7 protein-coding genes and 1 riboswitch are annotated in these 12,011 nt (G+C 63.8%); of the genes, 2 read left to right on the forward strand and 5 right to left on the reverse strand.

Features of this window, described 5'->3' with window-relative positions:
- Positions 1–183: 183 nt before the first annotated feature.
- Positions 184–666 carry a hypothetical protein gene (locus FHY18_RS14510; protein WP_259156345.1) on the reverse strand — a complete coding sequence of 161 codons (483 nt, stop codon included), beginning with the start codon at positions 664–666 and terminating at the stop codon, positions 184–186.
- Positions 667–862: 196 nt separating this feature from the next.
- Between FHY18_RS14510 and ppa the strand changes: the two genes are divergently transcribed.
- Entirely contained in the window at positions 863–1,399 is a 537-nt protein-coding gene (gene ppa, locus FHY18_RS14515) for an inorganic diphosphatase (protein WP_005990841.1), read from the forward strand.
- A gap of 147 nt (positions 1,400–1,546) precedes the next feature.
- Positions 1,547–2,662: an HDOD domain-containing protein gene (locus FHY18_RS14520; RefSeq protein ID WP_104612398.1), complete on the forward strand. Its 1,116-nt coding sequence runs from the start codon at positions 1,547–1,549 to the stop codon at positions 2,660–2,662.
- Positions 2,663–3,127: 465 nt separating this feature from the next.
- On the opposite strand, the gene FHY18_RS14525 is transcribed toward FHY18_RS14520, so the two are convergent.
- From FHY18_RS14525 to thiC, 4 genes are all read right to left on the reverse strand, one after another.
- Positions 3,128–6,097: a TonB-dependent receptor gene (locus FHY18_RS14525; protein WP_259156353.1), complete on the reverse strand. Its 2,970-nt coding sequence runs from the start codon at positions 6,095–6,097 to the stop codon at positions 3,128–3,130.
- A 48-nt stretch (positions 6,098–6,145) separates the two neighbouring features.
- Positions 6,146–7,039, reverse strand: coding sequence for a helix-turn-helix transcriptional regulator (locus FHY18_RS14530; RefSeq protein WP_259156355.1), 894 nt, complete (start codon positions 7,037–7,039; stop codon positions 6,146–6,148).
- A 110-nt stretch (positions 7,040–7,149) separates the two neighbouring features.
- Complete coding sequence (locus FHY18_RS14535) at positions 7,150–9,489, reverse strand: winged helix-turn-helix domain-containing protein (protein WP_259156967.1); 2,340 nt, start codon at positions 9,487–9,489, stop codon at positions 7,150–7,152.
- 419 nt (positions 9,490–9,908) lie between these two features.
- Entirely contained in the window at positions 9,909–11,786 is a 1,878-nt protein-coding gene (thiC, locus tag FHY18_RS14540) for a phosphomethylpyrimidine synthase ThiC (RefSeq protein WP_259156357.1), read from the reverse strand.
- A 112-nt stretch (positions 11,787–11,898) separates the two neighbouring features.
- Positions 11,899–11,996, reverse strand: a riboswitch (TPP riboswitch).
- Positions 11,997–12,011: the final 15 nt, after the last annotated feature.

The following is a 12,011-nucleotide window of genomic DNA, read 5'->3' on the forward strand; positions in this document are numbered from 1 at the left end:
GGATCTGGCACCTGCGGCCGTGCGGCCGCAGGTACTGGAGGCGGGACTGCCTAAGGCGTCGGGCGAGGCGACCGCCAGTGCCTTCGCAGCGACCGGCATCACCGGCGATCGGGCGCTCGCGCAACGCTGCCAAGGCACACAACGGTGACGACGGGGCGCGCAACCGCCCCGGCCCGGCATCGCTCAAAGACAGCCGACCAAGCCGTCGTAGATCGGCGGCGCGCCGCCCGACAGCGGTTCGAACAAGGGGTTGGCCACTGCCAGTACGCGGTACATCTCGTCCAGGCGGGTACCGGCTTTCAGCGGTGCGGTGCAGCGCCAGACGCGGCTGTCCGAGCGCAGGTAACCGCTGCGGGGATCCACGCTCACCTCGCTGGCACCGAAGGTCCAGATGCAGCTGCGCACTACGCCGGTGACGCGGTGGACCGAGCAGCGAAAGCGCAGCGGCTGGTAATCGCTGAATTCGCCTCCGCAGAAGGTATCGCCGCAGATGTTGTCGAAATCGCGGTCCAGCCGCTGCTCCAGATCGATGAAGGCCTCCCAGCCCTCGGCATTGGCCGGCCAGTCGACCGCGTCCACGTAGGTCGGCGGTGGCGTTGCGGCAGCGGCCGCCTGGGTGGTGAGGGAGAGCAGCAGTACGACGAGCAAGCGTGCGAGTCTGGACATGACCTTTCCCGAGCAGTGGATGAGTCTGCAGCGTGCGCCGCGTCCCTGCCCACCACGATCAGCCGGCCGCCCGTTATGAATGCAGGCTATGCCGCATCCGGCCCTCAGAAGATTGCCCATTCAGTGTCGCTGCAGCGCAACAGCCGAACGCGTAGAATCGCGCTCCACACACTGCTGACGCCTCGGAGCTACCCGCATGGGCCTTGAACTGGTCACCTCTGGCAAGAATCTGCCGGAAGAAATCAACGTCGTCATCGAAATCCCCAAGGATTCCGAGCCGGTCAAGTACGAAGTGGACAAGGCCAGCGGTGCGATCTTCGTCGACCGCATCCTGTCGACCCCGATGCGTTACCCCTGCAACTACGGCTACGTGCCCAACACCCTGTGCGGCGATGGCGATCCGGCCGACGTGCTGGTGGTCCTGCCGCTGCCGCTGGTCCCGGGCTCGGTGGTGCGCTGCCGTCCGGTCGGCGTGCTGCGCATGAGCGACGAAGCAGGCAGCGACGAAAAGATCCTGGCGGTGCCGATCGAGAAGATTTTCTCCGGCTACGCGCACATCGAGGATATCAACCAGGTGTCCAGCCACTGGATGGAGCGCATCGGTCACTTCTTCGAGCATTACAAGGACCTGGAGAAGGGCAAGTGGGTCAAGCTCGACGGCTGGGGCGGCGCGGCCGAGGCCAAGCGCATTCTGGTCGAGTCGGTGGAACGCTATAATTCCGACGCGCCCTGAACCGTTGGCCGTAACACTGCTTCGCAGGTGCGGAGCGACCGGGATCACGCTTTTGCCGTGATCCCGGTGACCGCCGTCGGTAGATTGGGTACATTGCCGAGCTGCGTTTGGCCGGCGCCCGCCGTCGGTGACTTCTGGGGAAGTGTCTTGCGTATTCTGTTTGTTGGGGACGAAGCCAGTCTTCCGTCCGACCTTGTCGAGTACGTCGCCGATCTCGGCGACCAGTGGCAGGCGCAGCAGGTGGCCGATGGAAATTCGGCGATCGAAGCTGCCGCGCTGTCGCCCTTCGACGCGGTCATCGTTGCCCCGGTGTTGCCGGACCTGACTGCCGCCACGTTGCTGGGGCAGATCCGCACGCTGCGCCCGGACACCATTCGCATCGCGCTGATCGATGCCCAGGACGGCCAGCGCACGCCGCCGGCCCGCATCATCGGCGTGGCGCACCGTTTCCTGCCGATGCCGCTGGCGCCGGAAGTATTGCTCGAAGCCGTCACCAGCCTGGAAGAACTGCGCGACCTGCTCAGCAATCCACGCCTGCGCGCGGCCATCGGTCGCATCGAAAAACTGCCCTCGCCACCGCATCTGTATCTGAGCCTGATGCACGCCCTGGAAGAAGACGATGGCGCCGACGCGGCCGACATCGCCAAGCTCATCGCCGGCGACCCGGCGATCGCGGCCAAGGTGCTGCAGCTGTGCAATTCGGCGTTCTTTTCCGGCGGACGCAGCATCACCGACCTGCGCACGGCGGTAACCCGCCTGGGCGTGGCGACGCTGCGCGACCTGGTACTGGCCAGCGAAGTCTTCTCGGTGCAGACCCTGACCCCGGCCGAGCGTAGCGCGATGCAGCGCCGCGCCCTGCTGTCGTCGCGGCTGGCGGCGAAAGTGTTGCCGCCCACCAGCGCCGAACTCGGCTCCACCGCCGCCTTGCTGGCCGATATCGGGCTGCTGTTGCCGGGCGTACGCGACGAGCGCGAGCCGCCTGCCGAAGGCGGCGACGAGCGGCTGGGCCACACCGAAGCCGGCGCGTATCTGCTTGGTCTGTGGGGCCTGCCGATGCCGATCATCGAGGCGGTGGCGTTCCATCGCCATCCGCAGCGCTCCAGCCTTCGCAGCTTCTGGGTGACCGGCGCGGTGCATGTCGCCACGGCACTGGCCAGCGGCGAAACCGTGGACGAAGAGTACCTGTCCAAGGTCGGCGTGATCTCCCGCCTGCCGACCTGGCGCGAGCAGGCCGACACCTTGCTTGGCCTTGCCGAGGCTTGAGCGGCGGCCGTCAGGGGCAACGATTGCGGTAGCAAAAAAGGCGCGATGGACTCGCGCCTTTTTCTTTGGCCCTTTGTAGCCGCGTCATGACGCGAGTGGGATGCGTGATAGGCGTTATTGCCGACCTGCAAAGTCAGGCGACGCGCATCGGGTTATCCGCAGCGGACGATCCAGACCTGGAGACATCTGCGATCCGAGCCAGACCAAGGTTACGGCCATCGGACTCAAGACCCCTTAGCTGGGCAGTCGTAGACCACACACGCGTGTAAGGAGTCGTTTTTGTGGCATGCGCCTGCAGCTAGGCTCCGGCTCCAGTGCGTGCAGGTCGTTGTGGAGCGCGCCAGCTTTCTGGCACTACACGGCCACTTTGGCGACATGCATACACCGCGCATTGAACGCAGTCGACGACAGGCATAAAAAAAGCGGGCCTTTCGGCCCGCTTCTTCTTTCACGACGCTTCGATGATCAGAAGCGCTGGTTGTACTGCACGAACAGGAAGCGGTCGTAGTCCAGCATCGGATCGATTGCCGCAGTGCTGCTGTTGGTGATCGAGTAGGTCACCGGCGGCTGCTTGTTCCAGATGTTGCGGGCACCAACGGTCACGCTGCCATCCCACGGAGCCTGCCAGGTGACGGAGACGTCCTGATAGGAGATCGAGCCCTTCTTGTTGGAGCCGGTACCGCCGCCCCAGCCCGGATTCGGGGTCTGGTAGTTCGGGTTGTTGCACTCGATACCTGCCGCTGCATCCCAGCAGTAATCACGGAAACCGCCGTAGTAGCGCAGGTTCCAGTTGGCCGACAGCGAACCCAGCGACCAGTCCAGGCCCAAGGTGGCACGCACGCGCGGGAAGTTCCAGTAGCCGGCAGAGTTTGCCCACTCGGCGCCAGCTTCTGCCTGCGACTTGTAGGTCGCCAGGTAGTTGGTGTCCAGGTTGACAGCGAACTTGCCGTACGCGGTTTCCGGCATGCGGTAACGTACACCGAAGTTGTAGCCTTCGGTTTCCAGACGACCCAGGTTGACGTTGCCGCGGCTCAGCGTGGTGACCTGGCCGGTGACCGCGTCGCGACTGTAGTCGGCGCAGTAGCTGGCCAGATTATTGAGGTAGCAGTTGTTCAACACATCATTGGCCGTCAGCGCGGTGATGATGTTGGAGATCGAAATGCGGTACCAGTCCAGCGAGAAGTCCAGGCCCTGCACCCAATGCGGGCTGTACACCATGCCCACGGTGCGGGTGATGCTGTACTCCGGCTCCAGCTCTGCATTGCCCACGCCCGAATTGAACGGCGCGTTGCCCTGCACGTCACGACGCGTGACCGGATTGCCGGCGCTGTCGGTCTGACGGAAACCCGCCGGCAGGCCTTCACCGGCGCAACGTGCCGCCACGCCTGCGTTGCCCAGCGAACCGAAGGTCGCATCGCACGGATCGGTGAAGGTATCGAACGTCTGCGAGCCGCCACCGAAGGTGTCCGACAGCGTCGGCGCACGGAAACCGGTGCCGTAGGTACCGCGCACCAGCAGGTCGTCGATCGGCTTCCAGGTGAAGCTGAACTTGCTGTTGGTGGTGTCGCCGAAGCGGCTGTAGTTGCTGTAACGCGCGGCCACGTCGAACGACAATTCCTTGGCGCCCGGCAGATCCTTCAGCACCGGAATCAACAGCTCCAGGTAGGCTTCGTTGGTCTGGTAGCGACCTTCGGTGGCCTGTGCAGCCAGGTCGGTGGTGTAACCGGCGCTGGACAGCTGATCGGGGTAGTCGTAGCCGCTGATTTCGCGGTGCTCGACGCCTGCGGCGAAGCCCAGCTCACCGGCCGGCAGATCGAACAGGCCACCGGTGATGTTGGCGGTCCACTGCTTGCTCAGGCTCTGCTGCGTGGATTGACCCAGCGCGTTGATGTACTGCAGCGCGTTCGGCGTGGAGGCCGACGGGCCACCCAGGATGTTGAACGGGGTGCACTGGCCCAGCGCATTGCTGGTACCCAACGCGATCGGAGCCGCTGCGGTACCGCACTGCACCTGACCCTGTGCATTGAGGAACGACGGACCCAGTGCCTTCTGCAACGCCAGCAGGTTGATGTTGCCGCGCGAAACCTGGGTCACATCGTACTTGTTGTAGTTGAAGCCCACGTCCCAGTTCCAGCCGTGGCTGCCAACGTCGAACACGCCTTCCAGCGCCGCATCGAAGTGCAGGGTCTTGACGTTGCTCTCGGTGGTGCGCGGCAGTTCAACCGTACGACGGAACCAGCTGTTGATGTCCTGGCCGATCGGGTTGTAGTAGCTGCTGCCACTGATGGCGACCGGGAACTGCGGCTGCGACGTTGCCTGCAGCGGATACCCGGCAATCTGACGGTTGGACGTACGTTCCGAATACATCGCCGTTGATTTGAAGGTGATGCTGTCGGTGAGGTTGTAGCTGCCGGTGGTGAAAACCGACTTATTCTTGCTGGACTGCTGCAACATCATCTGATCGACGGAGTTGTAGTAGTCGTCTACACCTGCGCCAATGTGATAGTTCGACAGGCTGCGCGAATCAGCGCCGACGCCCTTGCCGTCAAACGAACCGGTGTGGTTGAGCACCCACTGGTTGGGCGACCACGTGCCTTGGCCGGCACCGACGACATTGCCGTCAGTGTCGAGATAGTTGCCCGCGCCCGGCGTACCCACCGCACGTGGATCGTTGAAACGGCCCCAAGGGCCGGTCGCGCTCAGGCTGTCTTCGATATGGTTCGGGCCGGCCGAGTAACGGGTCAGCGTGCGATCCTTGGCCCACACCGGATCTTCGTTGGTGTAGTTGACGCCAAACACCAGCGAGGCCCGGTCGGTGGTGGTGCCGGCGGTAAAGGAGTACTGCTCCTTGGAACCGTCGCCACGACCGTTCTGGCCGAAGTACGCCGAGGCTTCTGCGCCGTCGTAGTTCTGCCGCAGGATGATGTTGACCACACCGGCCACGGCGTCGGAGCCGTAGATCGCCGAGGCACCGTCCTTCAGGACTTCGATGCGCTCGATCAGCGAGCTCGGGATGGTGGACATGTCGGTCAGGCCGTTCAGGCTGCTGGTCCAACGCTTGCCGTTCACCAACACCAGGGTACGGTTCTCATTGAGGTTGTACAGGTTGACGTACTGGCCGCCCTGTTCCGGATCGGAGGTCAGCACGGCAGCCTTGCTGTAGGTCTGCGTACCGGCGATCGACAGGTTCTGGAGGATGTCGCCAACGCTGACCAGGCCGGACTTCTGGATGTCCTGCTGCGAGACGGTGAACACCGGCTGCGCGGTTTCGACGTCGACCGAGCGGATGCGCGAGCCGGTGATTTCGATGCGGTCCAGCGTCGTGGTCGACGGGGCGGACTGCTCTTGTGCATTGGCGGCGAAAGCCGGCGTCAACGCGATCGCAATACCGGCGGGCAACAGGCCCAGCCGCACTGCGGAGGTGCGAAGGTTCATCAATCTCTCCAGGGTTCGTTAGTGGCGCGTTAAGCGCCCCCGTGCAAATTACGTTTGCGTGAACGCCATCGCTTTGCGCGTCACGTTCCGTGGCTTTGCCGAATCTGGCGGATTGGTCGTCTGGTCGCGATAACGCGATGCGGAGACGCCGAAACGCGCACGAAATGCGCGTGCGAAGCTGCAGCAGTTGTCGAATCCGCTGGCGGCCGCAACCTCACCGATCATCATGGAGGTATCGCGCAGCAGATCCGAGGCCCGCTCCAGGCGCAAGCGTGCCGACAACGCCTGCGGGCTTTCGTCGTACAGACTCTGGAATGTCTTGGACACATACCAGCTGGAGAAGTTGGTCAGCTGTGCCAGTTCGCTGATGCGCACCACACGGTCGCTGTTGCCTTCCAGATAGAGCCGGGCACGCTGCATGCGGCCGAATACCTGACGCCGGCGGCTGCGCGAGCGACCTGGACAGCGCTGCTCCTGCTCGACGAAGTCGCGCTGCATCGCGGCCAGATGCAGCAACAGCGGGCGCGCCGACGCGCTGCCGCTCTGCAACGCCGCACGGCGCCACAGCCGCAGCGCAATACGCAGGTCGCTGCGCGACAATTGGCTACGTCCCGGGTACAGCGTGGCGTCGGTCAACTCGGCCAACGACTGCAGGCTGCCGCCATCCAGGCTGACGCCAACACACAACGCGCTGCGATCCGCCTGCACGGTGGGATGCGACTCCTTGTCGAAGGCGATCCAGTCGCCGGCACGCAGCCGGAAGCGGCCCTCCTTGGACTCCACCCAGGCACGGCCACGCAACTGCACCCATAAGGTGAATGTCGCAGCGGTGGTGCGAATGCTGCCCAGACGCGAGACCGCCAGACAGGTGGTCGATGTCGAATCGCTGGCACCGTCCAGGCACAGTGCGAGCCCGCGATCGGCAGTGATGACCTGTTGCATGTTGGCAGCCCCTTGTACAAAAGAGGGCGTAGTGTTTTGCCGAATCTGGCGTGAGTCAGGAGGTTTCGACGAAAGTCTGCCGAAATTGCCACGAAACCTTTCCGAAGGAGTTACGAAGCCACTTTTCTCAACATCATCAATACGTTGGAAATAAATCCGACTGGCATCGATGGATGCTCCGGCAGCGGCATGTAGGCGATTGCGCTGCCATCTTCTTCGGCCAGCGCCAGATACATCGCGTCGCTGCGCTGATCCAGGCTGAAACCGTTGATGGTGGTGAACTTGGCCGCATCCAGGCACTGCGCCCGGCCGCCGCCAAGGGTGCTGTCGTGTGTCGCGCAACTGTCAGTGGACGACAGGTAATGCACCTGACCCTGGGCTCCCGGCGCCCAACTGCGATAACGCCAGCGCGATGGTTGCTGCGCGTCGACCGGTTGTACGGTGTCGGCGGCCAGGGTCGGCGCAATCTGCCATAGCCCTGCCCCGCTCAGATGCGTAAACAGCACTTTCCCGCTGAAGCGGTCCAGGCGCACTTGCGAAACATCCTGCAACGTAGCCAGCGCACGCCAAGGACTGGCGCTGCGGTCGTATAGCGTGGCAAAGCTATGTCCATCGTCGGCCGCAGCAACGACCAGCACGCGATTGGGATCGGGAAGATGGATGGCCTGCAAGGGCCGCACCTGCGGCACCGGCAGACGCACCGCCTTGCCGGTGCCCGGCGTCACTTCGAACAATGCAGCGTGCCCATCGGCATCGCTGCCGCTGACCAGCACCTGCCGCGAGTCGGCCGACCAGTCGGCAGCCTGTCGCGCGTCCGGGCGAATCCCTTCGATCAACCGCATCGAGCCAGGTTTGCCGACATCGCCCCACCACAATCCGTACGCACCGGAACGATTGGACGCGAAGATGAGCTGACGCCCGTCGGGCGCGATCATCGGCTGGTCGTCGCGCCCACTGGAAGGAAACAGTCGACGCCGGATGTAACCACCGTTCATGGGATCGTGGATGACCTGATACACGCCGAATTGCGGCTTGCGCTGCACGAACACCAGATGCCCGCGTGCCACGTCCGGCGCCTGGGCGTCGTCCAGACCCAGATCGTGCAGGCTGCGATCGACCAGATCGAGGCGATACAGCCGCGCTTCGCTATCCACGCGGCGCCCGAAGATCAGGCCGCTGCTGTCCGGCAGCCAGCTCCAGCCTCGGATATCGGCGTTGTCATGCGTCAATCGTTCCGCACTGCCGCCTTGGGCGGATATCCGCCAGAGATCGCCCAACTGCGGATTGCGCAGGAACACGATCCATTGTCCGTCTGGGGAATAGCGCGGTGCGTAGTCGAAGTCGGTCGGTTGCGCGCTGTAGGTCAATACCTGCCAGTGCCCGGTTTCGAGGTCCAGGCGCCGGATTCGCGGCGCGCCTTGCGCACCGGTCATGCTACCGAACAACAACGCACGGCCGTCGGGAGACCAGCTGAAACTGAGCATGTCCGCGCCATCGCAACGCACCACCTCACGCGCTGCGGACTGACCTGCCGCAGCGGCGATCATGATCCTGCAGCTGCCATCCGGCGCTTGCCGGGAGAACGCAATTTCGCGTCCATCCGGCGACCAGGCGGGCAGTCGGTCGGAGACGCTGGGTGCAGGCGTTTCCAGCACGCGCGGATATGCGTTGTCGGTCGTCTTGACCAGGATCGAGGTCCCTGGCCGATCGCTGGTCAGCGAGGCGTAGGCCACCATGCTGCCGTCGGGCGACAGGCTGGGCGTGAGATCGAATCCGCCGCCCGCAGTGATGACCTGGTACGGCCGCTTGGGGCTGCCCGGAACAGCGGTGGACGTTGCGACATCGGTTGCCGGTGCGCGCAGCCACAGCGTGCGTGCCGCCAGGCCTAGCACCACCACCAGCGCCAGGCCCGCGAAGGCGAGAGCCATCCAGCGACGCCGGTGAGGCGTCACTGCCGCAGCAGGCGATGGCGTTGCCGCCTGGTATGGCAGGGAGTCATCGGTCTCAGCCGCAGCGCTGAGCTCATCTGTCGCCAGCGGTGCTTCCTGCGCGGACTGCTGCACGCCAGGCGGCCCCAGCGAGGACGGCGTCTGCGGCAGCGTCGCCGCGGCATCGGTGCGCGCCTCCCACCCCACCGGCGCCATCAGGCGATACCCGGTCTTGGCAATCGTCTCGATGTACTCGGACCGCTGGCTGCCGCTGCTGGCAAACGCCTTGCGCAGCTGCGTCACTGCCTGGGTCACCACATCGTTGCTGGGCAAGGTGTCCGGCCATACCTCGGCGAGCAACTGCTCGCGCGTCACCACCTGCCCCGGCTGTCGCGCCAGGGTCAGCAGCACCGCCAACGACTTGGGAGGCAAGCGCAACGCGCGCCTTGCGCCCGGTGCGTGCACTTCGCGCGAGGCAACGTCGACCACACACTGCCCGACACGCAGCCGGCCAGTTGGCATTGCAGTAGCAGAAGGAACACTCATCGGCAAAGACACGCGTCGGCATGCAAGGACTACAAAAACGCTTCGCACGGAGTGCGAAACGCCAAATTCAGCAAAGGACCACGACCAACTGTGTCATGCATCCACTTGGTGCAAATTTTACTCTATGCCCCGTTGCTTCCTATAACAGGCGGCGACGTCAGGCTCTCTCTCTCTCGCCGACGAATTCAAATAATTACGATGTTTCCTTCGCGCCTTCTGGCGCGATTTTTTTATCTGCGATTCAGCTAGAACGCTGCAAACCCTTATCCGCTGTAACCGCTTGCAGCACGATCGCATCGCGGCACTTGCGCGCAGCGATGCGATCTGCACAGCCGAAGCTGAATTTTCGATAAGCGGGCCACGTGTTCCGGGCAACCTTAAGCGGGCTTGTGGCGCTATGAGGCGCGATAAATCTGCGCCCCCTGCGCCAGAAACTGCGACGCCTTTTCTTCCATGCCAGCCGACACAGCATGCGCTTCGCCCATGCCGTGTTCGGCCGCGTAGTCGCGCACGTCCTGGGTGATCTTCATCGAGCAGAAGTGCGGCCCGCACATCGAACAGAAATGCGCCAGCTTGTGCGCGTCCTTGGGCAAGGTCTCGTCATGGAATTCCCTGGCCTTTTCCGGATCCAGCCCGAGATGGAACTGGTCGTCCCAACGGAACTCGAAGCGCGCCTTGCTCAAGGCGTTGTCGCGAACCTGCGCGCCGGGATGCCCCTTGGCCAGGTCGGCCGCATGCGCGGCGATCTTGTAGGCCATGATGCCGTCGCGTACGTCCTGCCGGTTGGGCAAGCCCAGATGCTCCTTGGGCGTGACGTAGCAGAGCATCGCGGTGCCGAACCAGCCGATCATCGCCGCGCCGATCGCGCTGGTGATGTGGTCGTAGCCGGGCGCGATATCGGTGGTCAGCGGCCCCAGCGTGTAGAACGGCGCCTCGCCGCATTCGCGCAGCTGCTTGTCCATGTTCTCCTTGATCAGCTGCATCGGCACATGCCCCGGCCCTTCGATCATGGTCTGCACATCGTGCTTCCAGGCAAGCTTGGTCAACTCGCCCAGCGTTTCCAGTTCACCGAACTGCGCAGCATCGTTGGCATCGGCAATGCAGCCCGGGCGCAACCCATCGCCCAGCGAAAACGCCACATCGTAGGCCTTCATGATCTGGCAGATGTCTTCGAAGTGGGTATAGAGAAAATTTTCCTTGTGGTGCGCCAGACACCACTTGGCCAGGATCGAACCACCGCGCGAGACGATGCCGGTGACGCGCTTTGCAGTCAGTGGCACGTAACGCAGCAGTACACCGGCGTGGATGGTGAAATAGTCCACGCCCTGCTCGGCCTGCTCGATCAAGGTGTCGCGAAAAATCTCCCAGGTGAGTTCTTCGGCGCGCCCATCGACTTTCTCCAGTGCCTGGTAGATCGGCACCGTGCCGATCGGTACCGGCGAATTGCGGATGATCCATTCGCGCGTTTCGTGGATGTGCTTGCCGGTGGACAGGTCCATCACCGTGTCGCCGCCCCAGCGGATCGACCACACCAGTTTTTCCACTTCTTCGGCAATGCCCGACGACACCGCGCTATTGCCGATGTTGGCGTTGATCTTGGTCAGGAAATTGCGACCGATGATCATCGGTTCGCTTTCCGGATGATTGATGTTGTTGGGCAGGATCGCGCGACCGCGCGCGATCTCCTCGCGCACGAAGTCCGGCGTGATGCGCTGCTGGATCGACGCACCAAACGATTCACCGGGATGCTGCTTGCGCAGCATCGCGTCGCTCACCGCTTCCAGACGCTGGTTTTCGCGAATCGCCACGAACTCCATTTCCGGCGTGACGATGCCGCGACGTGCGTAATGCATCTGGGTGACATTGGCGCCGGCGCGCGCCACCCGCGGCAGGCGCCGTGCAGGAAAACGCACGGCGTCCAGGCGCGCATCGTGTTCGCGGCCGCGCCCGAAGTGCGAACTCAAGGTCTCCAGCGCCACCGTATCGCCACGTTCGGCGATCCAGTCGGCACGCAACGGCGCAAGGCCGGCAGCGAGATCGATTGCCGCCTGCGGGTCGGTGTAGGGCCCGGAGGTGTCGTAGACGCTGAGCGGCGCATTGTCTTCGCCGCCGAACAACGTCGGCGTGCGCGTCAACACGATCTCGCGCATCGGCACCTGCAGGTCGGCGCGCGAGCCGGGTGCGAAGATCTTGCGGGAACCGGGAATCGGCTGGGTCACAGCCTCGGATAACGACTGGGCTTGTTGCTGCAAAACGGTAGGCGCGGCATTCATGGCGTTCGTCCTGTGTGCTGGTGACCAGCACCAATGGCGCTGGCTCTGCGAAGAAGTCGCAGTGCGGACGAAGCGGCGGCGCTCAACAGGACGACCGGTGCAGGCACCGGCCGTCGCATCTTACGAAGCTTCCCTACGCCGGTATCAGCCGGATCAGGTTCGAAGGGACTATCTCAACCGCAGCGCACTGCGGTACCCCCACTTCGGCGGCGATTAAACCACATC

It is taken from the genome of Xanthomonas sp. 3793, assembly GCF_024806835.1.
GTDB lineage: Bacteria > Pseudomonadota > Gammaproteobacteria > Xanthomonadales > Xanthomonadaceae > Xanthomonas > Xanthomonas arboricola_F.

Excerpts from the sequence above, each read along its gene's own strand:
- FHY18_RS14535 (WP_259156967.1), bottom strand. The coding sequence starts at position 9,489 with ATGCCAACTGGCCGGCTGCGTGTCGGGCAGTGTGTGGTCGACGTTGCC.
- ppa (WP_005990841.1), top strand. The coding sequence starts at position 863 with ATGGGCCTTGAACTGGTCACCTCTGGCAAGAATCTGCCGGAAGAAATC.
- FHY18_RS14530 (WP_259156355.1), bottom strand. The coding sequence starts at position 7,039 with ATGCAACAGGTCATCACTGCCGATCGCGGGCTCGCACTGTGCCTGGAC.
- FHY18_RS14525 (WP_259156353.1), bottom strand. The coding sequence starts at position 6,097 with ATGAACCTTCGCACCTCCGCAGTGCGGCTGGGCCTGTTGCCCGCCGGT.
- FHY18_RS14510 (WP_259156345.1), bottom strand. The coding sequence starts at position 666 with ATGTCCAGACTCGCACGCTTGCTCGTCGTACTGCTGCTCTCCCTCACC.
- thiC (WP_259156357.1), bottom strand. The coding sequence starts at position 11,786 with ATGAATGCCGCGCCTACCGTTTTGCAGCAACAAGCCCAGTCGTTATCC.